At 36.9% G+C, this 26903-nt stretch carries 30 protein-coding genes and 1 riboswitch; of the genes, 8 read left to right on the forward strand and 22 right to left on the reverse strand.

From position 1 onward, the window contains the following. Position 1: 1 nt before the first annotated feature. The 18 genes from ABU914_RS05030 to ABU914_RS05115 form a co-directional block, all read right to left on the reverse strand. Positions 2–1132, reverse strand: coding sequence for a DUF2800 domain-containing protein (locus ABU914_RS05030; protein ID WP_379668641.1), 1131 nt, complete (start codon positions 1130–1132; stop codon positions 2–4). Next, positions 1129–1446, reverse strand: coding sequence for an rRNA biogenesis protein rrp5 (locus ABU914_RS05035; protein WP_379668642.1), 318 nt, complete (start codon positions 1444–1446; stop codon positions 1129–1131). Before ABU914_RS05035 ends, ABU914_RS05030 begins: the two co-directional genes overlap by 4 nt. 1 nt (position 1447) lies before the next feature. After that, a complete protein-coding gene (locus ABU914_RS05040; RefSeq protein ID WP_379668643.1) occupies positions 1448–1651 on the reverse strand; it encodes a hypothetical protein in 204 nt (67 codons plus the stop codon). Between the two features lie 102 nt (positions 1652–1753). Beyond that, positions 1754–2257, reverse strand: coding sequence for an RNA polymerase sigma factor (locus tag ABU914_RS05045; protein WP_061114391.1), 504 nt, complete (start codon positions 2255–2257; stop codon positions 1754–1756). A gap of 407 nt (positions 2258–2664) precedes the next feature. After that, a complete protein-coding gene (locus ABU914_RS05050; protein ID WP_379668644.1) occupies positions 2665–4554 on the reverse strand; it encodes a transcriptional regulator in 1890 nt (629 codons plus the stop codon). Positions 4555–4590: 36 nt separating this feature from the next. Beyond that, positions 4591–5841, reverse strand: coding sequence for an LlaJI family restriction endonuclease (locus ABU914_RS05055; protein WP_061114393.1), 1251 nt, complete (start codon positions 5839–5841; stop codon positions 4591–4593). 21 nt (positions 5842–5862) lie between these two features. Beyond that, positions 5863–6858: an AAA family ATPase gene (locus ABU914_RS05060; RefSeq protein ID WP_379668645.1), complete on the reverse strand. Its 996-nt coding sequence runs from the start codon at positions 6856–6858 to the stop codon at positions 5863–5865. A 14-nt stretch (positions 6859–6872) separates the two neighbouring features. Next, on the reverse strand, positions 6873–7418 hold the full coding sequence (locus ABU914_RS05065) for a hypothetical protein (RefSeq protein ID WP_211651020.1): 546 nt from the start codon (positions 7416–7418) through the stop codon (positions 6873–6875). Between the two features lie 172 nt (positions 7419–7590). Then, a complete protein-coding gene (locus ABU914_RS05070) occupies positions 7591–7833 on the reverse strand; it encodes a hypothetical protein (protein WP_379668646.1) in 243 nt (80 codons plus the stop codon). 14 nt (positions 7834–7847) lie between these two features. Beyond that, positions 7848–9701 (reverse strand): DNA adenine methylase, encoded by a 1854-nt coding sequence (locus ABU914_RS05075; RefSeq protein WP_379668647.1) that lies wholly within the window; start codon positions 9699–9701, stop codon positions 7848–7850. 34 nt (positions 9702–9735) lie between these two features. Next, a complete protein-coding gene (locus ABU914_RS05080) occupies positions 9736–9909 on the reverse strand; it encodes a helix-turn-helix domain-containing protein (RefSeq protein WP_057987602.1) in 174 nt (57 codons plus the stop codon). Between the two features lie 249 nt (positions 9910–10158). Continuing rightward, positions 10159–11538, reverse strand: a complete 1380-nt coding sequence (gene rlmD / locus ABU914_RS05085; RefSeq protein WP_379668648.1) for a 23S rRNA (uracil(1939)-C(5))-methyltransferase RlmD — start codon at positions 11536–11538, stop codon at positions 10159–10161. Positions 11539–11553: 15 nt separating this feature from the next. Then, on the reverse strand, positions 11554–12498 hold the full coding sequence (locus tag ABU914_RS05090) for a diacylglycerol kinase (protein ID WP_379668649.1): 945 nt from the start codon (positions 12496–12498) through the stop codon (positions 11554–11556). A 651-nt stretch (positions 12499–13149) separates the two neighbouring features. Then, positions 13150–14061: a hypothetical protein gene (locus tag ABU914_RS05095; protein ID WP_379668650.1), complete on the reverse strand. Its 912-nt coding sequence runs from the start codon at positions 14059–14061 to the stop codon at positions 13150–13152. Further along, on the reverse strand, positions 14058–15143 hold the full coding sequence (locus ABU914_RS05100; protein ID WP_379668651.1) for a hypothetical protein: 1086 nt from the start codon (positions 15141–15143) through the stop codon (positions 14058–14060). The genes ABU914_RS05095 and ABU914_RS05100 overlap by 4 nt, the downstream gene beginning before the upstream one ends. Positions 15144–15145: 2 nt before the next feature. After that, entirely contained in the window at positions 15146–15592 is a 447-nt protein-coding gene (locus tag ABU914_RS05105; RefSeq protein WP_379668652.1) for an anti-sigma factor family protein, read from the reverse strand. Next, positions 15589–16131 carry an RNA polymerase sigma factor gene (locus tag ABU914_RS05110; protein ID WP_379668653.1) on the reverse strand — a complete coding sequence of 181 codons (543 nt, stop codon included), beginning with the start codon at positions 16129–16131 and terminating at the stop codon, positions 15589–15591. Before ABU914_RS05110 ends, ABU914_RS05105 begins: the two co-directional genes overlap by 4 nt. A gap of 168 nt (positions 16132–16299) precedes the next feature. Then, the gene (locus tag ABU914_RS05115) at positions 16300–16758 is read right to left on the reverse strand and encodes a PH domain-containing protein (protein ID WP_379668654.1); all 459 of its coding nucleotides are present in this window, start codon (positions 16756–16758) and stop codon (positions 16300–16302) included. A gap of 173 nt (positions 16759–16931) precedes the next feature. Between ABU914_RS05115 and ABU914_RS05120 the strand changes: the two genes are divergently transcribed. The 7 genes from ABU914_RS05120 to ABU914_RS05150 all read left to right on the forward strand — a co-directional run bounded on the left by ABU914_RS05120 (position 16932) and on the right by ABU914_RS05150 (position 19600). After that, positions 16932–17150 (forward strand): nucleotidyltransferase family protein, encoded by a 219-nt coding sequence (locus tag ABU914_RS05120; protein WP_379668655.1) that lies wholly within the window; start codon positions 16932–16934, stop codon positions 17148–17150. A gap of 31 nt (positions 17151–17181) precedes the next feature. Further along, positions 17182–17400 (forward strand): HepT-like ribonuclease domain-containing protein, encoded by a 219-nt coding sequence (locus ABU914_RS05125; protein ID WP_379668656.1) that lies wholly within the window; start codon positions 17182–17184, stop codon positions 17398–17400. Between the two features lie 129 nt (positions 17401–17529). Beyond that, the gene (locus ABU914_RS05130) at positions 17530–17721 is read left to right on the forward strand and encodes a DUF4017 family protein (protein ID WP_379668657.1); all 192 of its coding nucleotides are present in this window, start codon (positions 17530–17532) and stop codon (positions 17719–17721) included. Positions 17722–17737: 16 nt separating this feature from the next. Next, positions 17738–17881, forward strand: coding sequence for a PspC domain-containing protein (locus tag ABU914_RS05135; RefSeq protein ID WP_379668694.1), 144 nt, complete (start codon positions 17738–17740; stop codon positions 17879–17881). Positions 17882–18445: 564 nt separating this feature from the next. Next, positions 18446–18562, forward strand: a complete 117-nt coding sequence (locus tag ABU914_RS05140) for a DUF4017 family protein (protein WP_379668695.1) — start codon at positions 18446–18448, stop codon at positions 18560–18562. 15 nt (positions 18563–18577) lie between these two features. Continuing rightward, positions 18578–18709, forward strand: a complete 132-nt coding sequence (locus ABU914_RS05145) for a PspC domain-containing protein (RefSeq protein ID WP_379668658.1) — start codon at positions 18578–18580, stop codon at positions 18707–18709. A gap of 159 nt (positions 18710–18868) precedes the next feature. Next, positions 18869–19600, forward strand: a complete 732-nt coding sequence (locus ABU914_RS05150; RefSeq protein ID WP_379668659.1) for a CPBP family intramembrane glutamic endopeptidase — start codon at positions 18869–18871, stop codon at positions 19598–19600. 49 nt (positions 19601–19649) lie between these two features. Here the strand turns inward: ABU914_RS05150 and ABU914_RS05155 are convergent, their stop codons facing one another. Genes ABU914_RS05155 through ABU914_RS05165 form a run of 3 tightly spaced genes read right to left on the reverse strand, consistent with a single transcriptional unit; the run spans position 19650 to position 23371 of the window. Beyond that, positions 19650–20693, reverse strand: coding sequence for a ribonucleotide-diphosphate reductase subunit beta (locus ABU914_RS05155; protein WP_379668660.1), 1044 nt, complete (start codon positions 20691–20693; stop codon positions 19650–19652). Next, the gene (locus ABU914_RS05160) at positions 20674–21108 is read right to left on the reverse strand and encodes a flavodoxin (RefSeq protein WP_379668661.1); all 435 of its coding nucleotides are present in this window, start codon (positions 21106–21108) and stop codon (positions 20674–20676) included. The genes ABU914_RS05155 and ABU914_RS05160 overlap by 20 nt, the downstream gene beginning before the upstream one ends. Positions 21109–21136: 28 nt before the next feature. Next, entirely contained in the window at positions 21137–23371 is a 2235-nt protein-coding gene (locus ABU914_RS05165) for a ribonucleoside-diphosphate reductase subunit alpha (RefSeq protein WP_379668662.1), read from the reverse strand. Positions 23372–23517: 146 nt separating this feature from the next. Beyond that, positions 23518–23718, reverse strand: a riboswitch (cobalamin riboswitch). 327 nt (positions 23719–24045) lie between these two features. Between ABU914_RS05165 and ABU914_RS05170 the strand changes: the two genes are divergently transcribed. Then, complete coding sequence (locus tag ABU914_RS05170; RefSeq protein WP_379668663.1) at positions 24046–24171, forward strand: hypothetical protein; 126 nt, start codon at positions 24046–24048, stop codon at positions 24169–24171. Between the two features lie 704 nt (positions 24172–24875). Here the strand turns inward: ABU914_RS05170 and ABU914_RS05175 are convergent. Then, positions 24876–26597 (reverse strand): AAA family ATPase, encoded by a 1722-nt coding sequence (locus tag ABU914_RS05175; protein WP_379668664.1) that lies wholly within the window; start codon positions 26595–26597, stop codon positions 24876–24878. Between the last annotated feature and the right edge of the window lie 306 nt (positions 26598–26903).

Genomic DNA, 26903 nt, shown 5'->3' on the forward strand with positions numbered 1-26903 from the left:
ATTATTTCTCCTCCATAAATTCATTTTTTGCTATTGATATATTTATTTCTGGACGCTTATCCGTTACTGGAACAAGCGTTGGTTTCCCTTTTGGCTTAGTAATGAAATCACCAAGTAGTTCATTAAACTTCTTTTTACCCATCAGTTTTTCCATGTTGGTTATGGTCAGCAGACTTTGCTTATAAATATCTTCATAGCCTGCCTTCTTTGCAGCTTCAGCTACCGCTTCTTCATCTGTGTATTTACGATTAGATCTACCTTCTACAACCTTAAAACCTTTCCACTGTTTTCCTTGTTGAACAGCGGCATTCGTTGCATAAGCAAATATTTCATTTGCCCATTTAGTAAGGTCATTCACATGAAGCAAGATTTCTGTAATTTCATCATCTGTTAATAAAGGCGGCTTTTTAAATTCAAATTTTGCTACCTTCAAATTTTCTTCCGCCCTTGCCCTGCACTCCACAGATGCCTTACAAAACCTACACCAGTCACCAGGCTTATATTCACCATCACCTTTGAACGCTAATTCAGCTTTTGGTTTAAGTGAACTTTCCGCCCAATCTATTAGACTAATTTTAGACATTTCAAAGGTTGAGATATTTTCACGTCTTGGTTGATAGATAGTGATTTTCACTGTATCGATATCATAAATCGCATCAAATAGATTTAGTGCTCCAAGTGCATATAGCATCATTTGCGGGTTATTTTCCGCTTCAACTAAAACACCTTGTCCATATTTAAAATCGATAACATGAACAACATCATCTGCAACAATGACACAGTCACCTGTTCCAAACCCTTCTGGTACATAATTTGAAAAGTCCAATCGTTGTTCAATAAGAAGAAGTGGATCTTTCGTTGATTGTTTTGCTACTGCTAGTTCTTCTAAAATAAACTGGACATATTCATCGGTATAACGTTCCATCTCTTCAGAATCATAAATGGATGTTGGCTTTTTCGTTGGGACCTTTAACGCTTCTCTAAGCTTATGTTCCCCTAGTTCATGAGCGGCTGTTCCTTCCTTAGCCGCTTCACCACTAGAATCTTCAAATTCTAATTCAAGACGTGCCGATGGAGTACAATTCATCCATCGATGTGCTCCTGACGCAGATAAAATGGCATGTTTCGTCATTGCAATTCCTCCGCATCTTTCATCAATGCTTCATAGTCTTTTTCTTCAATTTCACTTAACTTGGTCGCACCATACTTTTCAAGAAGCTTTTTAATATCGGCTGTAAAACCTGCTTGGCTCTTTTGTGCAAGTAATGTACGAACTTCTTCAAGCGATATTTTTTTCTTTTTCGGCTTTGCCTTTTTAACTGGTGTTTTTTCTTCCGTTCGTGGTGATTTTTCATTACTCGCCAACACTTCAGCAATCGTCTGAAGTGAGCCAGCTAAATTTTGTAAATCAGTGACCACATCAAGAAGTAATTTTGTTCTACTCATATTAAGCTTCACCGCCTTTCCGAGTCTCTTTTATTTCCACTGTTTCTACTGAGTTTCCAGGTGTTATCACGAGTAGATTTACTTTCTTACCAAACAGTAAATCTAGCATTCGGCTACGCACTTTTTTGCGCTTACCTTCAACCACTCTCGTTTTTTCACCATTTTCATCTTTAACATTGATGATTACCTTGTGTTTTAGACTCATCCGAAACACTCCTTTCTAAGGGTTTTATTTCGTCCCTTACTAGTAAGCGAAAAATCATGCCCTTTCGAACCCCTTTTTTAAAATAAAATTTAAAAGGCTCAATTAAGAGCCCCTTCTTATCAGTTTTTCTAATCTTCTGTATATTTTATTTAAACGATTTCTGATAGCCGCTTCAGTCACATCTTCTTCGGCTGCAATCTCAACGTTTGTTTTTTGTTCATAAAATTTCTTTTGTATGGTTCTAAATTGTTTATCTGTTAACTGCCCCATTGCTTTGTGCAATTGTTCGATTAACTTTTGTCTCTCTTCGCAGTTCTCCATTTCCAAAATTTTATTGAATGGATTTGCATCCCAATCTGCTAAAAGTTTGTTATGTTCAGCTTTTGAATCTCCATTTTCATCTACATAAGATTCTAAATTACAAGCAATTCGGTAATCATAGCGGCGACCTTCGTCCACTTCCTGATCATCTTCAGAATGTAAATATTCAATATCAACCTCTGTTACACCATTTTCCCCCGGTACGATGGTTGCTATCTTTTTACCTCCCGAATAGTAAATGTAAGATTCTCTGTTCTTTTGGCTTGTTTTGTACTTTTTTGTCATTGTTTGGCATCCTCTCCGCCAATTTGCGGTGGGCAAAGGATGCAAACAATGAAGAACTTGTCCTTTAGTAACCTGACCTTTACTTAAAAAAGTGCGCAACAAGGTAAGGGTACTAATATTGAGACACTACAATCCTGGTGTGGATTGCGTACTTCAATATGTATCCTTTGCCCTTATTGCAAATCAGGCATTTGATATTTTTTTAATAGATAACAGCTGTTTCTCTATTAGATAATTCCAGTATAGGAGAGTTAAAAACGCTTGACCCGGACACGCCATGTCCGTTTTAAGCATTAAAACAAATAAAAAAAGCATGAAACTGTAAACTTTCACAGTTTCATGCTTTTAAAAACAATAGAATTATAGAGTTTTATCACCGGACACGCCATGTCCGAATAAATTAAAATTTATTCATCAGATGTTAAAATTTTAAAACCCGCACTTTCTAAAAGTTCATTACATTCATGGATTGAAGCTTTATAATAGCCTGTTATAATCGCCTCGAACATTGCATGTTCGTCTACAGCAAACCTAATTGCATATCCGGAAATTTCAATAAGCTTTCTACTTAAAATAGGCGGGAGTTGCATTCCCACACAAAGTGCTATAACAGTTCTTAGTTTTGGTTCATAACCTTCTTCATTTCTCATTCTTTGAATTGTTTTTGAACTTAACAGACATTTTTCAGCTAATTCTTCGTTCTTTAAATCCTTCCACTTCATCAATGCTTTTAGTGCTTCAGGAAAATGGTTAGGTAATCTTTTCAAAATATCATTAACTTCTTTATTATATTGAATGATTAAAGCAGCTTTCTCCTGGGATGATATATTTTCATCACCATCGAATGCTACTCTAAAACTTAGACCTTCAGCATTTTTAAATAGTACACACTCTGTATAATATTGTTTCCCATACCTGTTTTTAAAATCTAAAGTTAAAGTGAATATTATACAGCATTCTTCCATGTTCAATTTAGCATATCGAGTTAAGCGTGGTTTTCCAAAAATATCGTATTCAATATATTTAGGAGAATTCAAACATAAATGTGAATCTACATATAAATAGGTTCCATTATCAATTAATTCTTTCAAGTTTGGATTATGCAGACTCTCTATAACTAAACTTTTATAATCTACACTAAATGTTTGATTTCTATTTAAAATCCCTTCCTTAACTTTATACGGCGGTACATACTTACCATTTATATAATTATAAACGCCAATAGCTTCTTCATAACCAACATCTATCAATCTTATTTTTGCAGCTTCTCTTGAAACTACAAAATGAGTTGCAAGTTCATCTACAACTATTTCTAATACATCAATAGTTTCAGCTGTATTCAGCTTCTCTCGATAATGTTTAATCAATTCAAATGCTTTCGTTTTAAACATCGCCAGTGGCATTTGAATTCTAGGAGTTAATGCATTCGCCTGCCATTCCATCCAATTTGCAGAATCAACATCTGATTCTTCAATACCACCGATTACTTTACAGCTTATTGCTGTTAATTCGTCATTATATAATCGTTCTAATTCAAAAGCTAAACGATGCAATTCCCAATGAACACATTCATGAATAATCGTATTATTTACTGAACCTAAATTACGCAAAAAGAATGCTTTAGGATCAACAAATATCGTTTTAGCGCTTACATCCTCACTATAATAAATACCCTGATCACTATCATAAAATTCTGAATTACTATCCCTAAAAAAAATCTGACCAAAAACAGATAAATCTTCTGTTATCTCACGCATTTCTACTGATAGACCCATTCGATAGGCTAATTCTTTGGTATCTATTGGAATAGGTTTTGATAACGCTTCTGGATAGTGTTTTTCTAAAAAAATTCTTGCTACCTGTTCTAAGTCTCTTTTATAAATAATAGGTACCAGACTGTCTGATAAAGGATACTTATTTTTCTCTTTCTCATAGTATTTCTCAATATTATGTATAGTAAAGTCCTCAAACTCTCTTTCTATATCACCTGAACATGAAATATGAAACCATTCTTGTATATGTTCTGATTCATCTAAGCGATGGTTTGTATCAAACACTTCCAAATATTGTTCAACAATAACATCGAATTCTAACTCTGTCCCAACTAAATTATTAACAAAAACATATCGAACTTCTATTTCAGAGTCAGAAAGATAGATTTCACCGATATTATTAACACGGTATAGTCTGAAATCTATATCATATTTATTTTCTTCAACAAAGGATTCTATGGCGGTAAAAAGCTCATCCTCAAATTTTACTGCCACATAATATTTAAATGAACGACTACTCGCCATATAGAATTCCCCCTTAAACTTTAAGTATATAAATATCTAAGTTAAACCTGTATAGAATTTTAAGACCTCTCTTATATCTAGGTACTCTTCATAAATTACCAAATCATCATTTTCCTTATTAAAGATAGGGTCCATTTTAAAATGGAGTTTACTATCTCTTTTTACTCCGGGAAGTATTAGTGCTGAGTGTGTAAAAGAATAGATTGGTAAATCATTTAAGTTTTCCCTTTTATTTTTTAAAAACAAAAAATACGAGATTTGTTTATAATCCATACCATTAACTTCTCTTTTATATTTAGCATCGAAAATGAATTGATTTTCCCCAGACGAAAAGTAATAATCGGGACTGAAGAAGTGGTTGTTATTAGCCATATTAGGTCTGAAAGCAGGCTTTTCAAATTTAGTTATAGTATTAGTGCTTTCTAATTTTAGTTTTCCATCTTTAACTTCTTTAAAGTGGTTTTCCAAATAAAATTTAACAGCATCTTCCCATATACTTGAAAACGTATAGTGTTTCAAATAATAAGTTCCACCTTCTTTTAAATTTGAAAAATAATTTATTAAATTATCTATTAGATTAATCAATATATCTTTAAAAGTCTCTTGCCTGATACTATATAACTTCTCGAGAACTCCCTCTCTATTATTGAGAAAAATTTCATCTGAAGCGAACCCATCCACTTTAGGCATATCTATCATAAAGTTAAATTTATCTATTGTGTGATTTATAACAAATATCATTGCTTCTGTTAAGAATGCTATGTTTTGATAAGACTTCTCATAGTAAAAAGGGAAAAAATAAAGTTGATTATTAATCAAATATTTATCTGATCTTCTAATTGTTTCCTTCCAGTTTATCTTACCACCAATGTTAGGCTTAATTAACTTTTTCTCTTCAAAATATAACCCGTACTCTTCATAATAATTGTAAACCTCAAAAAAAGCTGCAAATGGATAGTTGGATTTGTAATGTTTTCCGTATTCTGAACCAAAATAAATTTCAGGTCTTAACTGCAAATGTTTTGAAATCACATTAAATAATAATTTAGTATCTGAGTGTTCATTATAGACTTTAAAGTTTATAGGGAAAACCGCACATATTTCGGAACTATCATTAATTAAAAAACCAGAAAAGTCAAAAACATATTCGAAGTCCGCTGTTACTTCTCCAGAATTAACATTTTCTTTATTTCTCTTCCTGTAATCTCTTTCGATAATGTCAAAACCCATTTCAACTAATTCACTTTTCTTGAAAATGTCACCTTCATTATAGTATTTCAGAGACATGTAACCTCCCCCTGTTCCAACCTAATAAGGATATCTATTTATATTAGGAATTAAAAAGTTATTTAAAAACGCATCACTAAAAACCTTCTTTACTCCATAACTTGAATATAAATCCTCAAAACTTTTTATTTGATTATCAAAGAGGCTAATAGAATTATTAAATGTTACATGCCCTTGAACATCTTGCCATAAGTATAGGAGCAGTTTATTTTTCATAATATCCATAACTTCAATGTTCGCTTGATTTGCCACAGTTTGATTTGTTGAGTGAGAATCACTAACTAGTTGATCCCTGAACACAAGGAAAAATTGCCCCAGTTGTTTATCTTCGTTTTTCCCTAATCCATTTTCTTTATCTGTAATAAATTCATTTAGTGCAGTATAAAAAGATTGCCATGTTGTTTCTAAAGTGTTCGCTGTATTATCATCTGGTGACACATAAAGCTTAGGATTATTAAGTGATTGAATTGTATTACCTGCATCATCTTTAACTGGTAAACTCGTGATATACGCCCAATCAAAGCGCCTTTTAAAAGCAGTATCCATTGGAAATACATTCTGATCATTAACATTGACAGTTCCTATGATATTAAAATTTGACGGCAACTTAATTTCATCAGATGGTAATTGAATTATCTCATCAGCAATTTGTTTATTTCGAATCGGAAATTTACTTTCAAAAGATTCATTTCTATCTAACAGTTGGAAAATATCACCGAAAATAGCTGCTACGTTACCTCTTGATAGCTCTTCTAACACCAAATAAACTGGCTCATTATAATTTTGATAAGCTTCAACCAGTGCCCTTGTAAATGGACCAGGAGCAAATTCAAATGTTACATCTCCTGTTGTTGAGTCTTTCATTGGTAGCAACTGCCCAATAAAGTCAGAGTATGTAAATTCAGGATGAATAGTTACTCTAAACACTCTTTCATTATTTACATGATTCAAACTTTGATCTACCGAATGGCTCTTACCTGTACCAGGTGCACCGAAGTAAATAATTTGTTTATGCATATTTCATAATCTCCTTAATTTAATTTTTCAATAAACCTAAGTAGTGTCAAAAACCTTGGGAGTTTAGTTCCTCTCCTGCTAAACAATGGAGTATAGGTATTGTAAAAGTTCTCTAACTCTGCATAGTCTATTGTGTAACCATTTTTATGGGCTAATAATATATAAGGTAATATTTTAGCCCAATAGAACTTTTCAGAACTACCATTAAACTCGTATAATCCGGTTCGGCGATCATGTTTTAAATAATCACCCACAACCAATTTATCATCTTTTATCTTTAAGGACTTATTCCTAAAGTCTATCTCAAATTCCGGTGTAATATATACAGAAGCCCCCCTGTATGAAGGTTCATATTTTCTTATGAAGTCTCTTATATCAGATGGTACTCTTACTAATTCTGGAGTATTTGCAAACACTTCTATATATTCCATGTCTGCTGCAATCATACCCGCTATAGGATAATAAATGGAAGATTGAGTAATTCTAGACCCTAACATATTAAGGATGTATACTGGATGGTTAGCGACCTTATAGCAAGGGCCTCCTATTGTCATGTCCATTAATTCTATTAACTCTGGAAAGATAGATTGTGCTACAATATTACGACCGTCCATCTCAAGGTCTAGTATAAAAACATATGTTACGATACGCCTAGCGACCGTATCACCATTATTAATCCATATATAATAGCCTTTGTTCCTATAATTATCTTCACTACTCGCATTAATTACTTCATCTTCTATAATTGCTCCAAATAACTTCCCCCCCCCTAACAGGAAGATTAGAAAATTGATTGTTAATATTAGAATATTCAACTTCCTGTAGATTTAATTTTGGATTGTAAGTATTTATTGCTTGTAAAATCGCCGTTTCTACAAAGTCTTGTTTAGAAATTGCTGTTGGCGGAATCCTCACTGATTCAATAGCATTTATTTTTTCTGGGAAGCCCGACGCTGGTAATAAAAGTTTTCGCAAAGTTCTCACCTTCTTCAATCATAATTTTTTACTAGCACTTCAATTCTCGGATATTTGATTCCCGTTTTACCAATCTCAACAACTTTAAAGTCATGCGTATTTATCCATTTAAGCAATAAATTATGCCGTTTTTCCCCATGATATAAAACATTAGAAAGCATGAATTTATAACCCGCTTTATGAATTTTTAGCAAAAATTCTAGTAACTCCGTCTCACTATCAGAATCCCATCCATCTAAGCCTCTTTTACCATCGTTATACTCAGCCTTTGTTATGAAGTAAGGAGGATCAAAATAAAAAACTGTATCTTTTGGATAATCTTCTATTGGTAAGTCTTCAAATTTACCATTAATTAACCGATAATTTGGTGTTCTTATCCTAAATCTATTAATGCGTTCTCTGATCCCGTCACTAAATTCATTATTTCCTACAGGAGTATTCATTTTTTGTGAGTTGTTGAATCTTATAATGTTCTGAAATGCATATACTTGTAAAACGAATAAATTTAAACTTGACTTATCTTTTTCATTATAATGGCTTCTTAGATTTAAATATTGTTCTTTTCCTTTCTTCGTAAGTGCAAATTCATTTATCACATTTTCTATGCTACTTGTAAGGATATCTTTTTCAGTCTCTACTAACATCTCAACAATACCAAAGACATAAGGGTTATATTCATTATAAACCACTTCATTCATTGCCACTACGTTTGCTCCAACATTAAAAGCGCCCCCCATTGCATCTACAAATGTATCAACATGCTTAGGCAATTCTTTAAATATAATTGGCAATAACGCATCTTTGCTACCCGAATAATTTAGAGGTGACTTATTAATCGACAGATCCTTCTCGAAATATAATATTATTTCTTTCAGTTTTTTACCTTTTCCCTTATGACTCGAGTTATTTGTTGAATACTCTCTGTATTCATTCATTTCCACATGCACTTCACCATCTACAGCAAACAATTTTGCTAAACTTATAAGCTCTTCAATTGGTATAATTGATTGATTACTATAGCTAACTAAAACATGTTTAAACTGTATTTGACGGAACAAATCTTCAAATTCAAATAATGCCCTTTGTTTGTTCGAGTAATTCGAGAGTTCCCTTTTTACTCTTCTACCTGTTTTCCCAAATAGTTCGGGATAATCATACCTGGCTACTGTTTCCAATAGATGGTATGAATTAGCATATTGTGTAATTGTATAAGGTGGATCTATATAAGCTATATCTCCACTAATCTCTCTTACTAATTCATTTGTATTATAGCTATGTACAATATTTTCAGAATACAAATCACACTCATTAATTTCTAGTGGTATGATTTCAAATTCTTTTAACGATCTTGGTTCCCAGAACTTAAAAAATGCCTGGTAAGTCCCAGACGTGTTAGAAACTCTTGGAATACTTGCTATAAGTGATGCTAATAAATAAAAATATTCCTTATCGTTAATTATTTCTGTTTTATACATTTGTTCTATATCTAATCTAAACCCATCAATTTTTATCGCATTTTCTTCAGTTAAGTACATTCTGTTTCCAACTGGAGTATAATTATGATAAACAAAAAAGTTATCTTTAGGTTTATAGACTCTTTGATTTAACCATTCAAACGGTGAGACTTCGTATTTCTCAACAAACTTTTTAAACATAGGTATCTTGTCATTCAACAATTTTGCTTTATTTATTACTTTAGAAAAATACATATAATCATTTGATATTATCTTAAACCTATCTTTAAAATAGTCCCCCACCACTCCAGTACCTGCAAAAAGATCTCCAAAGGTGTCACCTTGTATATCATATTTTTTTATTACATTATCTATAAAATCTAATAACTTTGATTTATTACCTAAATACCTCAACAATTTCACCTTCTAATAATTCATAAAATAAATTTCAATCATTCGTTTTCTTTCTGTTATCTGCTGGTTTTACTGCCATAGATGGTATAACCCAAACCATCCCCACTTTCATCGCGCCTTTAATTCTTCCTTCACTACATAATGTTTGAACTCTTCTTTTGGATATTCCCCATTTTTCCGCTGCTTCTTTTGCAGAAATATAATCCATATAAAAAATCCCTTTCAAATTAAGTTAATATCATTATATTCCCAATCGCGAACAATATCAATTGTTATATAGACAAAATTAATTTTATCTATCCTATCAACTCCCCCACCCAAAAGTCATCCTATCAACTCAACCCTACCTTTACTGAAAACTACGCTTCCTTTTCAGCAAAATAAAAATAAGATTCCCCAGCTTGGACATTCTCCAAAACCACTGGAAAACCTTATTTTATCAACACTTCATCAGTTCTTATTCATTTACCCTAGACATCAATGCTACCAACTCCACATGCCCCGTCTGCGGAAACATATCGACTGGCTGGACTTCTTTCGTCTCAAATCCGCCGTCTTCTAAAATGCGTAAGTCTCTAGCCAATGTCGCTGGGTTGCAAGAGACGTAGACGACACGTTTAGGTTTCATGTCGATGATCGTGTTGAGTAGGGCTTCGTCGCAGCCTTTTCGTGGTGGGTCGACGACGATGACGTCGGCTTGGATGCCTTGTTGGTACCACCAAGGGATGACTTTTTCGGCTTCGCCTACGAAAAATTCGGCGTTTTCAATGCCGTTTAATCTGGCGTTACGTTTGGCATCAGCGATCGCTTGGCCGACGACTTCGACTCCGTACACTTTCTTTGCTTGTCGTGCTAAAAACAGCGAAATGGTTCCGATGCCACAATAAGCGTCGATGACGGTTTCGTTGCCTGTAAGTTGAGCGTACTCTAACGCTTTATCATAAAGCACTTTCGTTTGGATCGGATTCACTTGATAGAAGGATCGTGCGGATATGGCGAATTTAATGTCGCCAATGTAGTCATAAATGTACGGTTCACCCCAAATGACGTTTGTTTCATCACCAAAAATCACGTTCGTCCGCTTCGGGTTGACGTTATGAACGATCGATTTGACGTTCGGGATGTGCTCAACGATTTGTTCAATGAGTTGTTTTTTATGTGGAAAATCTTTCATTCTCGTAATGATAACGACCATCACTTCGTCTGTTTTTCTGCCATATTTCGCAATGATGTGTCGAATGACGCCGTGATGATTCTTTTCGTCATAGGCGCGAATACCTAGTTGTGAAGCAAGATCTCTGACGACACGAACGACGGTGTCGTTAGCTTCTTCTTGTATGAGACATTCTTCCATAGGAACGATGCGATGGCTGCCTTTTTGGTAAAAGCCTGTAATGAGCGAGCCGTTTTCTTCGCCGACTGGCACTTGCGCTTTATTCCGATAACGCCACGGGTTGTCCATACCAATGACAGGATGAACAGTAACGTCGTTAAGATGACCGATGCGAACGAGAGCGTCTTTCACTTGTTTGTGTTTATACAGCAATTGCCCTTCATCACTCATATGTTGCAATTGACAGCCACCACAACGGTCGTAAATCAGACATTCAGGTGTCACACGAAATTCACTTTCCGTAATCACGTCAAGCAGTTTTCCGTAGCCGTAATTTTTTTTCGTTTTTAAAACTTTCACGTTTGCACGTTCGCCTGGGAGCCCAAATGGAACAAACAGTGTATAGCCATCGATTTTTGCCACACCTGAGCCGTCATGGGTTAGATCTTCAAATTTAACTTCAATGATGTCGTTTTTTTGTACGGGTACCAATCTAGATGTCATCCTTTATGTATGAATTCACGTTCTACTGTCTTCTTGCGTTTTGCTTAGCATTTGCTGATTCTTCTCGTAATATTGCTTCGGTACAAACATTCTCATATGCTGTCGTAAATTAATAAATTCACGCGGAAAATGTCCACCGTGTTCTCCATCTAAGTTTAAAACCATATCGGCTTTCGTTTCAACTTTAATGCGACTCGCTTTCGTATAAATCAATTGGCGACTTTTCAAATGCGCACCGCGAACAGCAAGCAATAAAAGACGAATGAAATTAGAGACGGTTAATTTTTTCACGATTAAAAGATCAAATTTGCCATCGTTAATAATCGCATCGGGTGTCAATTTTTCAAAACCCGCAATCGAGTTCGTATTTGCAATAAAAAATAGTAGAATGTCGCCTTCAAAAACTTCATCGTCGTATTCAATTCGAACGAGCTGTTCATGTCTAATTTGCGGGAGCATTCTCGCGCCTTGTAAAAAATAAGCCGGGCGCCCGATTACTTTTTTCAATTTGCTTGGCGTTTCGTGCGATAAATTCGTAATTCGACCACCTCCAGCAAGATAAATAAAATATTCGTCATTTCCTTTGCCAATATCAATCGGAATGTGATAGCCGTCTACGATGACATCGACTGCTTTTTCATAGTTTTTCGGTATGCCTAACGCACGCGCAAAATCGTTCGTCGTTCCTGCAGGTATAATGGCAAACGTTGGTCGCTTCGGCTTAGGTGCAATTCCGTTAATGACTTCGCTAATCGTTCCGTCTCCGCCCGCTGCAATAATAAGATCTACTCCCGCATCTACCGCTTGACTTGCTTCCGTTGTCGCATCTCCTGGACCTGTCGTCGCATAGGCTGTCGCTTCATATCCCGCTCTGTTTAGCCGCTCTAACAAGTGTGGAAGCGTTGCTTTTAATTTGCCTTTTCCCGCCATCGGATTATAAATCAATCGTGCTTTTTTCACCGATTTTCACCCGTCTTTCCGAAATCTACTTTTTACATCATACCAAAAAAACAAACGATTATAAGTTCGCTATCATTATAGATGGACAGCACATGATCGTCAATAAGATTTAAAATCTTCAGATAAATGTTGTAATCACGACTAATGAAAGAAAGGGGTGAAATCGCTTGAAAATGATGCTGAAATTAATGAAAGGATTCACACTTGTTTTTGCATCGATCGGCTGCATAGCAGAAAAATATGATTGAATCGCCAATTGTTACACCTATAGATTATGAAGATTCTCAATCAATCGATTAATTCAAAAAGAAACGAAAATGTTGTCTCCGTTGCAAAACAACAAGAATCATTAAACTCAAACTCTACAATTAAACCATTGCGGTTTTAAAATTCAAGCGCTAAGCCTATCACTATTACACGAAAAAGGTGAAGTAAACAACTCTCTGCTATGGAATGATGAATGGAAATTATGATCATTTCATAACTCTACTTAAAAAAATCTATATAAGTCATCGTGGTGGACCTTGAGACGGATAAAAAGACAGCTCAATATGCCAGACATCTCGTCGTTGAGTTGAATGATTTGTCAATAATTAAAATAAAAATGTGCCACGATCACTTCGAGATGCGATTGTTGACACACACTTAATTTTATTCCTTCGTCATAACGGTAACATTCGACGCATTCAAAATAGTCATGACGTATGTTCCTTTTCCAAATTGTCTCGTGCCTGATTGAAAATGGTGTTCTTCATCTTCAGCTCCACCTACAATCTTCCATCCGTCGTGCTCATTCATATCATCTATGTTTTCTGCATTTAGCTTAACGTCCAAATCACTTGCAAGCTGAATATTTACTTCTGCCGCATTTTCGATCGTCCAATCGTTTTTCATTGATCTTGAATTTACATATAACGGTTGATCATTCGCCTTAATGTCAACTTTGACATGATCCGGTACGATCATCGTTGCATTCCGTTCATGATGATAGCTAAACCGATGAAGCATTTCGGGCATTTGCTTTAATGTGATAAAAAGCGTATCGCCTTTTATTTCTGTGAACAGGTAGTCTTCAACCGCTTCAATCGGTGCTTTTCCATCCACAACTTCTGTTACGTACGTTCCGAAAACTGAGATTTCACTCGATGTCCCTGTCTCAATCGTTAAAGGATTTAAGCCAGTATTTACGACAATCCGCTTAATCTTATCATCTAGCTTTGTTTCATACGTTGGTAAATCTAACGTTTTCATCTCCATAGTCACCCATTTATGAACAAGATCTAACATACCTGTCGCTTGAACGGTTACAAACCCGATGCCGACAAAACCGAGAAACCCAACAAAGAAAATGCTAAACACATCATATTTTACTGCCGGATCTTCTTGTTTTGCTAAAAATAAATAGATTAAAATCTCGATTCCTAGCACAATGAAAATAATCGGCCACCACCCTGTCATCGCATAGGCCGGCTTCCAATTAAGCAATTGTGATAAAACGAGAAAGATGCCTAGTAAAATGAGCGTCAATCCCATTGAAATCGTTCCGACTCGCCACGTTCTCATTCAGATTCCCCCTTTTTCTTGCTACCGAGCAATAATTTTATCCCGCCGCCAATTAACAACAGACAGACGATCGCGACTTGAAAATATTGATCGAACCAGTAAGCGACATCGATGTTAAAAAACTCATCGATGAAAGGTTTAAATACGGGCAAAAAGATGCTCGAAAATAAATAGTACGCTCCGAGCGCGATGAGCCCGATACCGAGCCATTTTTGATTGTTGACTAAATACGAAATAATCGGTGTATCTTCCAACGGTTCTTTCCCGATTCGTGATGCTTTTTGCAATCCGTCGAAAAAGCTATAAAACCAAATGATCGGAACGATAAATAAGAAGATTCCAAGATGCAACACGTCTAAAATGTAAATCGAGAATAAAAATGCTGCCATCAGTTGAATCCCTCTTCGCTGTAACCCGAGATATAAATGACCGGCACCCGGAAAAATCGAAAGGAACGTTGCGATCGGCTTACTTTTTTTCTCGTCTTCGCGTCGAGCTTCAAAGTCTTCTAAAATCGAGCGATCAACGAGGGGTTCGCCCTTTTGTTTTTTGTTTAATTGTTGCATGACATCAAAGAAACCGTAGACCCAAATAACTGGAAGCATCGCAAGAAAAACGAAAAATACTTCTCGACCTGAAAGGACGGTAACAAACAAGATCATCGCGCCTAAGCCGAAAAAGGATACGAGCAATGTCAAGCCGCGATTCATTAACCCGAGTTGAAAATGCCCGAGTCCAGGAACGAGCGATAACACGATCGCTAAGAAACGCTCGGATTCCAAATTGCTAGTGCCCGAAACAGTTCCACCGTTAGGACCCTCGGTTGAACCTCCTTCAGTACGAATGTGCTTCGATGCAGTGACGACTGTATCTACAAGACTAACAATGTACATAAGAAACACGCCCGCAATCCCGAGAAAAATAAAGAAATCTGTCTGATAAAAAATTTGATCGAGGATAAACGAACCGATCGGGGTTGCAAAAATAACTAGTGTATAAAACAACCCGCGAATTTTCCCTAAATAAAGCAAGCCTCCACCCGGAAAAAAACCGAGCAAAAATGCGATAATTGGATTTCTCACGCTTACTTCGCCTCCTTATTTCGTTCCATGACTTGTATGAAAGACAACGTTTTATCAAGTAATTCTTCTGTTAATGACGGATTAGGATTCTCTGCTTTTTGTTCGATGTTACTCGCCACTTGTGTCAATTGTCCAAAGATTCCCGAAGACATGAGAATAAGCGTCATCGCTGCAGCAATGACATAATGGAAGAATGATTTTTGATAAATAGGTTGAGTTTTTTGCTCGTTTTGCTTTGACTTCGTACGCTTTTTGACGTTTTCCATCACTTTGTCGGTAATATCGTCTGCGAGCTTCGGTAGCATATCGGCATTTGATTCGATCGCCTGCATATACAGGTCAAGACATTCATCACAAACACTTAAATGTTGTTCATACGCTCGGCGCATCGCTTCGTCAACATCATCCACAACATACGCAACCCATTGTTCATACTTAATATGACTCATAAAAAATCACTCTCCTTCCAACGTTTTTTCATCCATAGCCTTGCGCGGTGCAGCTTCGTTGCCACTGTTTCGCGTTTAACATTTTGTTCTTTTGCCATTTGTTCGTACGTTTTCTCCTCTATATAAAAACCATAAATGACGTCACGGTAATTTTCTGGCAGCTCATCAATTCGCTTGCGAACAATTCGTTGCATTTCTTTTTTTGCGACTTGATCTGGGACACTTTCTTCACTGCGCATGTTCGTGTCAAGTTGAAAATCTTCTGCCGCTTCCTCGCGTTGTCGGTACGCTTTTCGCCGCATATCGATCGCATGGTTAACCGCAATTCTCGTCAGCCACGTTTTGAAGCCTTGATTCTCGTATTGAGGAAGAGAGAGATAAATTTTGAGAAAGACTTCTTGCGTCGCATCTTCAGCGTCTTTCTGATTGCGAAGCACAGCGTAGACAGAATGAAATACGAAGTTGCGGTACGTTTCGACAAGAACACGAAAAGCATGCTCGTCACCAGCTTTTACTTTTTCAATTAACGCTTGCTCCAAATATCTCTCCCCTCCCCCTGACAGAGTGCGACGCACACGATGTGCTAATGTCAAAGTAGCAACAGAACGTTGCGTATTTAATTGACGACACTAATATAGACGATTGCAAACTGAAAACTTATACACTTGAATGAAAAAAGAACTGCAGCGGTTCATAAGTAGCAGTTCTTATTGATACGCACTATGAAATTTCGCATGTGGACACCGCTTTTTCAACTCATTCAGAAAAGCTTGTTCATCTCGCGGTGTAATTTTTACACTTCCGAAGACGCTCGTTTTGTAAAAAATTTCAATGCTTTTCTTCGCCGATAAAATTCGGTATCCTGTTAGAATATCAGTTGACGGCGAAACTTTCGTTACGTCTTCATACCGAATTCGGCTTTTAACCGGCCCGCCTTTCACGAATAAATAGACATCACGAAATTCGTATTTTATAAAAAGCGTAACCCAAAGCAAAAATCCGACCGATAAAAACAACAATGTGAGAACGACAGCCGTCGTCGAACTGGTGAGCGTCCCCTTCGAATAATCCCGATATAAAGGGAATAAATAGACTGAACTAATGATTACGATTGCAACTGCCATAAATCCGATGAAAAAAGAATCTACTTTCGCTCGAAACGTCAATGTCAGTCCCTCTCTATCTTTCGATATTTCGTTCATTATAACATGTTGAAAAGGGAAAACGGGATGTTTGTCGAAGAAGTTAAGGAATATATATAGTGGGGTATGGATAAAAATCGTTGTCAAATAAATGTACATAGCAATTTGAAGGTGAGCCCATATCCGTAAGTATGAAATTGAAAGACAATCGTGAAGCAATCTTGAGGATTACGAAAGAACATGGAATTAAAAGTATAAAACTTATTGGTTCTATTACAAGATTAGAGGATGGAGAAGAAAGTGATATTGATCTACTCGTAAGTTTCGAAGACGATAGAAGCTTATTCGACCTCATTCGATTTATCATGGGAAAAAACGTTGATGCAGTAACAGAAAATGCAATTACCATAGCATAAGAGATGAGATTTAAAATGAGGCAAGACCATTATGAAAAATGATCGTATGTATCTTTTGCATATTTTGGAATGTATACAGAACATTAATCACTATTTACCAAATAGAAAAGACGATTACTTTAGTTCAAAAATGGTTCAAGATGCAATGATTGGAAAGATGGAAGTCATCGGTGAAGCAAAAAAAAGAATTTCAAATGAATTAAAGTTAAAACACAAAGATATACCATGCAAAGAAAGTACTCATTCATAATTATTTCGGGGTAGACTAATCAAATTGTTTGGAATGTCGTAGAAAACGAATTGCCACTGCTAAAGAAAAGTTTTAATTGGATATTAAATAGCTTATGAACTTATAGAAATCGAAAGGTAGTGTTTTTCAATGAAAACATTCATTCCGTCATTGCTGGCTTACATCATTGCCTGTGTTTTTACGATTCTTATCCCGGCTTCCGAAGGATATAATACAGTAAGCTGGAAACTGTTCGTTGGACAATTATATGCGATACCTGTTTTTATCATCGTTGCAATGCTCACAATAATTGTGAACAAAAAACGTGCTGTAAGGGGGTAATTCTTTGAAACCATTAATGAAATCTTCGAAAGACAAGTCGCTGTTTGGCGTATGCGGAGAAATCGCTGAATACTTTGGCATCTCTCCTTTTCTTATCCGACTCATCTTTATAGAAATATCCTTTTCGTCTCGAATATTGGGAATTACATATGGCCTATGATCAGAAGAAGTGCATGTTAATTCAAAGTCAAGGCTTGTTAAAAAGCGATCCCAAGTGTTCACACATCTTTTCATCACTCTCGAAACTTCAGCAATGGAATAACTGCAAACAACTAATTGATGGTGCCGAAGGATATATTCAAGTAGCTGACTTGATATAGACTTATGGGAAAAGACAGCAGAAATAAGAATATTTGAATCATTTCATTTTTTGCGCTCATTCCACATGTCCTTTCTAATCTGTTCTAGTTCTTTTTGTAAATCATCTTCTGTAATCCCTTATTTCTCAGCTTCTTGACTAATTTCTTTTTGTAATTCACGAAAAGCTAAAATACTAGCCTTCGTAATCATGAGCCTCCCATTATCCTCAATAAAAACCACACGATCTCCTTCTTCTAGTTTTAATTTTTACCTAATCATTTTCGGTGCTGTTACGTGCCCTTTAGAGCTGATTCTTGATACTTCCACAAACATTTTACTCATACCGAAAAAATATAATGGTCGTTCACAATCATTCGTTGTAAAATAATTGTATAAAGTTTAAAATGTCATACAAATCATATATATTTATGAAAACAGTTCATTATTTCTCTATCTCATCGTCTGTGCAATTGGATTACTCATCCCTGCTTCACAAGGTTATAACACAATCAGATGGAAGTTATTTGTTGCGAAAATTTAATAGGGAGGATGACACGTGAAGCTATTAACAAAATCTTCACACGATAAAGCGTTGTTCGGTGTGTGCGGAGGAATTGCGGAATATCTAGGAATTTCTCCTTTTGTTGTCCAATTCTTTTTTGTTTTTATTATCCCTGCCTCTTTCTGAGTTTATCTCTTCCTGCACCTCGTAATGAAAGAAAAGCCTTCATTGTAACTTTTCATCAAAAAGTCGGATGAGCCACTCACCGGACTTATTATTCTATGCTTTTTACTCAACGTAAAATATGATAGTGACAATAGAAAATGAAAAATTAGATGCTATGAAATGGAGGTGGATATCATCGAGATTGCATTTTGGATGATCATTTTTTTCACGGTTGTCTATGAACCGATCATCGGCTATTTTGACTATAAAAAATTTAAAGTAAATGTAAGTGAAAATAAAAATGAAAGAATGAACTACTACATCAATTCGATCATTAGTTTATGGGCGCCGACGCTTTTTATTTTGCTTATTGTATCGTTGACGGAGCTTACTTTTAAGCAAATTGGCTTTGCGATTCCAACGATTCAAACGGAACCTCTCGGACCTATTATTACATATATCGCAATCGCAATTGGACTACTTTATTTTTTAAGTATTTTATATTCGATCGTCCGTTATCATGTAAGCGATAAATTTAAAGAAAAATTTTCACAAGCGATGAAAAAAGAACAAGCCAAGAGTGAATTCTACTTGATATTACCAACAACAAAAAAAGAAGCAAAATTTTGGAATGTCGTTTCAGTAACAGCAGGAATAACAGAAGAAGTGATTTATCGAGGATTTCTCATCTTCGCCTTTTCTTACCTGTTTCCAAGTCTCTCCATTTGGATCGTTATCTTGATCGTTTCATTGCTATTTGGGCTTGCCCATACGTATCAAGGAACCCTAGGAGTCGTAAGAACAACGATTATAGGACTCTTTTTTTCAATTCTTTATCTTAGTCTCGGTTCCATTTTACCACTTATCGTCCTTCACTTCTTCATCGATTATATGGGTAAGCTAAGTGATTAAAAAACATCAGTCAGGGGACTCCCCAACAAAACCGGGATCCCCTGACTACTTACAAATCATCAAATCCGTTTAAATCACTCGTTTTCGTGTAGTTGCGTGCTTTTTGCTCGAAGAAGTCTGTCTTCGTACCGTCAAAATTGTCAACATATGCTCGAATCCAGCGCATCGGGTTATCAACGTACTCTTGGTAAATTTCGTGCAACCCGATCATCCTTAGCATTTTATTTGCACGATATTTTATATAACCTTTCATTTCATTTAAATCGATTCCTTCTACGTCAGCGAGAACATACTGTGACCATTCGCTTTCTAGCGAAACAGATTTCTCAAAATGGTCATATATCCATTGAATAAACTTCTCATTGTTATATTCTCGATATTCTGCTAACGTTGCACGAAACAGTTCAGAAATAAACCGTCCATGCTCTAGTTCATCGCGATTAATATAGCTTACCATCGTTGATGTTCCAACCATTTTGTTTTGACGGGCCAAATTGTAGAAAAATGCGAAACCAGAATAAAAAAACATACCTTCTAATAAAGCAGTATACACCATCGTTTTTAAAATATTTTCAATCGTCGGTTCTTCAACGAACGTATTGTACTGCTCAGTAATTTGCTCGTTTCTTTTTAGTAGAATTGGATCTTTTCTGCCCAATTCAAATGCTTCATTTTGTTCGTCTAATGAAACGACAGATGAAAGTACGTACGAATAGCTTTCGTTATGAACTGCTTCTTGCTGGGCAATGACAGCAAGAATGGACTGGACCGATGGATCGGTCGCGTATAAGGATAGTAGCAACGCTGTCCGTGTTTGCGGAGCATCTAGCGTCGATAACAAACCGATAATTTTTAAATAAGCGTCTCGTTCTGCTTTAGTTAATGTTGAAAATTGTTTCACATCGCTAGACATATTAATTTCATCCGCCTGCCAGTAGTTTCCGAGCAGCCGTTTGTACATTTTGTACCAATGCGGGTACGTGATATTGTTCCAATTTAATATCCCGCTCGATTGTCCACCAAATAAGCGTGTCGATTTATTCGGATTACGTGGCTCTAGCGTTTTCGCTCGTTCAAGCAAAACTTTTTGCATCATAAAGCACTCCTTCTACCCATTGTCCGACCTTTGCTTCTTGGGAGCCGCGCGGAGATTGCTCGATCTTCAAGCCAGGCCATTTGCTTTCATAAAATGTTGCGAGTTTATCAACGGCGAGACAAAACATGTCATCTCCGCCAAATTGCGTATCCCCTGTGCCAAAAACGGCAACGTTTTCAGGTTTATAGCCAATCTCATACACGAAGTCTTTCACTTCGTCTGGCGTTTGCCCCTTTGCCCAAGTAAACGTTCCAATAAAAATGTAATTGTAAACAGATAGATTGTGAGGTCGCTCGATTCCGATGTCACACCAATCTACATGAAAATCTTCTTCTAATAAACGTTTTCCGATCAATTCAGCGACTTCCTCTGTGTTTCCGCTATACGATAAATAACTGACTAATGCTCTCATTCAAAATACCTCCTTCTCCGCATATATCTCAGCTATGGCACCATTCGCATTCCTCAATATCATTCGCCGTTGAGCGAACGTAATATGTCGTTTTAAGTCGTCCTTTCCACGCTTGTAAATGCAAATCGAGTAAGACAGAAGCACGAATGTTATATGGGACATAAATGTTAAACGAGATGCTTTGATCAACATGCTTTTGCCTTGCTACATTTTGCTTTACGGACCAGCGCTGGTCAACAATGTAGGCACTACGGCGATATACGTCGTACGTCCGATGGTTTAAATCAGGAGCGGTTGTTGGTATTTTAAAGTCTTTCTTTTCTTCGTAATAAAACGGCTTGAAAACAGGATCAATGCTTGCCGTTGAACCAGCAATTAACGCAGTCGATGAATTCGGTGCTACCGCCATTAAGTAGCTGTTTCGAATGCCATGTTTCTGAACCTGATGTTTCAAATTCGTCCATTTTTCATCTGCATAACTGCGTTCGTCAAAATATTCACCGGACTCCCATTTACTTCCTTTAAACAATGGATACGAGCCTTTTTCTTTACTAAGTTCCATGCTCGCCTTTATCGTGTAAAACGCAATTTTTTCGTATAGTTCATCCGCGTACTGGACCGCTTCTTCCGTCTCCCAATGAATGCCTTCCAATGCAAGCAAATGATGCCACCCAAACGTCCCAAGTCCAATCGCACGATATTTTTGATTCGTCAGTTTCGTTTGTTGAATCGGTAACGTGTTCAAATCTATAACATTATCGAGCATACGAACTTGAATCGAAATCAGTCGTTCTAACACATGAGCAGGCACTGCTCGCCCTAAATGGATTGAACTTAAGTTACAAACGACAAAATCACCAGAGCGATATTTTTTTACAATCGTTCCATCATTTTCAACAAACTCTTCAATAAACTGTGTCGGCGATTGGTTTTGCGTAATTTCTGTACATAAGTTTGAGCAGTAAATCATCCCTTCGTGAGCATTCACATTTTGGCGGTTCACTTCATCACGGTAAAACATAAATGGTGTGCCCGATTCAAGCTGGGAACGTAATATACGTTTCATTATTTCAATGGCGGGAACTTTTTTCTTCGTAAGCTGTTCGTTTTGAATGCATTGAGCATACAATCTTCGCCACGTTCCGCTGCCTATTTTTTCGTCATATGCATCTTCGAGTGAAAACCCCATAACTTGCCGTACTTCGTGCGGATCGAATAAATACCAGTCACCGCGTTTTTCGACTTGTTCCATAAAATAATCTGGAATGCAGACACCTGTAAAAATATCGTGCGCCCGCATGCGTTCATCGCCGTTATTTAGCTTTAAATCTAAGAAATATTCAATGTCTAAATGCCACACATCGAGATAAACGGCGATTGCGCCTTTTCTCGTTCCTAGCTGATCAACGCTTACCGCTGTATTGTTGAGCTGTTTAATCCATGGCACGACACCACTCGACATCCCTTTATACTCACGAATCGAGCTTCCACGCGCCCGAATTTTTCCCATATAAACACCGATGCCGCCACCGTTTTTCGAAAGCTTTGCAATGTCGGTATTGCTGTCATAAATCGATTGCAAACTGTCGTCAACCGTATCGATAAAACAGCTCGAAAGCTGTCCATGTGTTTTTCCCGCGTTATTTAACGTCGGCGTCGCAACGGTCATATACAGCTCGCTTAGTGCCCAGTACGCTTCAAGTACGTATGTTGTGCGGTATTTTCTTTGCTCATCTTGCATGAGATGCATCGCGATGATCATCCACCGTTCCTGCGGGAGTTCATATGTTCGTTTCTCGTGGTCTGTCGCAAGATACCTCGTTGCAAGTGTATAAATCGCAGGATACGTAAATAGCTCATCACGTTCAGGCTGGATTTGCTTTTCAAAATGAGCAATTTCTTGCTCTGAATATTTTTCTAACAATGCAGGATGATAAATTCCTTTTTCAACGAGCTCGTTGATAAGCTTATAAAAGCTTCCATAGCGTGCACTTTGTTCATAACCGCGGTTTTTAGCTGCTTCGCGATATAATTTTTGAAGATAAATACGAGCTGCCATAAACGTCCATGATGTGTTCGCTTCATCGATTTGCTCTAGCGCAACCTTAAGCAGGTTCTGTTCAATTTCCACCTCGTCTGTTACATGCGCACATTGCTGCAAGACTTTTTGTTTAAAATGTTCCACATCAAGTTGAAGTTTTTCATTCAAATCATCAATAAGATTACTTATCTTTTGCTGTGAATTTAGTAAATGAGTTATCATTTTCCCTCTCCTCTTGAACGTATTTTCATGATCTAAGGGCGAAAGAAAACCATTAAAAAACCGCCCACCCGGCTGGATGAACGGTTAAAAACGATCGAAATAGACGATGCTATTCTTTCGTTTCATACTCTTCCACCCCGAAGATCTGAAACTATGAAATGCTGGCAGGTCTCCTGACTCGTGCATCTTTCTACTAAGGTCCTTCCCATGTCAACGATGGACACAGTGGATATTCCCGTTCGTCCGCACTTACAGTTGCGGGGGCAGTCTCGGACTTTCACCGAGTTCCCTTTTCAGACGTTGCTCGCTCATCATGCAAAAACGTCACCAACAGTTCAAAACTATATATAGTTGTTATATTTAATAAGAACACAATATGTTGTATGTAAAGACTAGCATAGTCAAATAGGAAAAGCAATAGAAAAAAAGAAAGTGAAAGTCTTTCACAAATCCTTAACTATGCAAATCAAGCGAGGAGAGTTTGAAATGGATAACATCACATTTATTTGCCCGATCGAATACGGAAACGCTCCGAAAAAAATTGTATTACGAGACTTAATTTTAGCCTTTGTCGAAAAGATTTAAATTATTTTTTTGAATTTACTGCTGGTCACATTCATTGGTCAATCGTTGGTGATCGCTCTTTTCAAAGAAAAAAAGCAGTTTTGTAGCAAGTGAAACAGACCGAATCTGAAAAAATTGTTGAAATTGAAATCGTAAATTTAATTACTCACGGTAAAACAACCGCTGTCAATGGGGTGTTAAAAGCAAAAGATAACACTGTTTATGCTTTTTTGTAACGTCTGTATCTTCGTAAGTGCAGGCAAAAACATAATTAAAGAAATCACATCCTATGTGATCAAAACTTAGCGAAATTGTAGCTAAAATAAAAGCACTAAAGAGAGATGAGCGAATAATTTAAAATATTCTTTATAGAATAGAGGCGGATTTTATGAGTAAACAACGAAAGGCCGTCTTATTTATTGCTTCGAGTTTAGATGGATATATTGCTCAAAGAAGGAATCTCTTGAATGGCTCTATCATGGCGAAGGTGAAGCTGATTATGTCTTTTCGGAATTTTATGACACGGTAGATGCGATTTTAATGGGTAAAAGAACATACGATTTGGTAATGAACCAACATTTAAAGGAGTTCCCATATAAAGACAAATAATGTTTTGTATTTACAAGAACTTTTACCGAACATACTAAAGACGTGACCTAACTGATTTTGTAAACAAGCTAAAAGTGAAGATGGAAAAAATATTTGGATGGTTGGAGGTGGAAAATTATGGAGTTCTTTTTTACAAGAAAAATGATGAGCTCACTATAACAGTAGCACCAACGTTACTCAGCAAAGGGATTCCGTTATTTAAAGAAGGAAATTAATAAATATGCGGTAGTTCAATCCATTTGTTGAACTACACTATGAGGTTAAAAAGTGAAGGCACACAAGAATAAAGGAAACCATAAAAATCGGGTTTCCCTTTATTCTTAGCCTAAATTTAAGAAACGACTTCCGTTCGGTTTCCCGTTACAATCTCTTGTACTTCTTCGCCTTCAAGCGTTTCTTTTTTCATTAACGCATCTACGAGATGTTGAAATTCAGTTTCATGATCACGAATGAGTTGTTCTGTTTTTTGCAGTGCTTCTTCAAACAATGCTTGCATTTTTTCGGCTTTTTTACCTTTATCAAATGTAAGACGAAAGGCGTCTTGAAGCATACCTGTGTCAACCATTTGTTCAATGATTTGTTTCGCTTGTTGAACGTCGCCACTCACGCCGATGCTATGCTCGCCAAGATACATCCGTTCAGCGACACCACCTGCGAGAATCATACTCACTTGGTCGAGTAGTTCACTCGTCGTTGAAAGATGAAGTTCTTTCGGAATCGGTGCGACGTATCCGAGGGCTTGTCCGCGTGGAATAATCGTCGCTTTTCGAATCGAGCCTGGTTTCGTTAATGCTGCAACGAGAGCGTGACCTGATTCATGGATCGCCACTCTCCGTTTCGTTTGTTTATCATTTAGCGCTCGTGAACTCGTACCGAGAATCGTACGGTCAAGGGCATAGTCGATATCACTTGCTGTGATTTCTTCGCGACCTTCGCGAACGGCGCGTCTGCTCGCTGTTTCAAATAACGTGCTAATTTCTGCTCCTGAAAAGCCTGACGTCGATTCAGCAAGTCCGTCAAGTGATGCGATGACATCTTTAGCTAATGGTTTATCTTTCGTATGAATATCGATAATCTCTTTTCTTCCTTGCGTATCTGGTAATGGAACATGGAAAGTGAAATCTATTCGACCTGGTCTTAAAAACGCGTCATCAAGCATATCTTTTCGGTTCGTTGCTGCAATAAAAAGGATCCCATCGTTATTGTTGCCCCCGTCAAGTTGGACGAGGAGCTCTGTCAACGTTTTCTCGCCTTCATCACCTCCACCGTGCGCTTTCCGTCTACCTGCAAGCGCATCGATCTCATCTATGAAAATAACAGCAGGCTTTTGCTTTCTCGCATTCTGGAAAAGCGAACGAACTCGAGCAGCTCCAACACCAACGAATAGTTCTGTGAACGCCGCACCACTTGATGAGAAAAAAGTCGCTCCAATTTCACGCGCGATCGCTTGGGCCAGCAAGGTTTTACCAGTTCCAGGCGGTCCATACAACAAAATACCTTTCGGTGCCTTTAAGCCGATTTGTTCTGACCGTTTTGGATTTTTAATAATCGACAACGTTTGTAAAATTTCTTCTTTCATTTCGTTCGGAAGACCTCCGATATCATTCAGTGTAACATTTGGAAGAGGTGCTGCTTTCGAACGGCTATTTTTCATTGACTTAACACCGACACCGCCTTTTCCTTGTAATACAAAAAGTGAAATGAGCAGCGCAATGAACACTCCACCAATCATGATACCTCCAACTGCACCGCTATTCGAGTATTTATAATTAAGGTTATAATTTTTTATCCATTCTTCAACCATTTGACTTTCAGGTCGTACATTCGTTACGTAAAGACCATGATTTGTTTTTAAAAACAACTTTCCGTCTGATCGTTCAGTCAGATCAGCTCGTTGTCCATTTAAAGCTTGAATCGTTTGCTCCATCTGAGCAAATGAAACTTCAGTTCCTTTATTTTTATCAACGATTACCCAGCTTATCGTTGCTAGTCCCGTAATTACAATTAAAGCGAGTATAGTAAGCTTCGTTGCAAATTTTGATTTAGAGTTCAAGCTTGCTCACCCCCTATTTTATGGTTAAATTTTACATTTATAGATGCCGTTTACTAGATACGCATTCATGTAATAATCGCGTGTCTGAATGACTGTTTTTTAACATTCAAATCGCTATAGTACGTAGCTACATTTACTAAACCGATACTCTATGATAATAAAAGTCTCACAATCCATTATATAAAATAATAGCAGGCTTGAACACGTTAAAAAGAGGTACCCATGACATATATTGCAAAAATTTAGCAATACGTAGCAGTCATAGCATTCTCACCGACTAAATGTCGTTCAGAATGTCACGAATAG

It is taken from the genome of Pueribacillus sp. YX66 (assembly GCF_041725775.1).
Taxonomy (GTDB): domain Bacteria; phylum Bacillota; class Bacilli; order Bacillales; family UBA6769; genus Pueribacillus.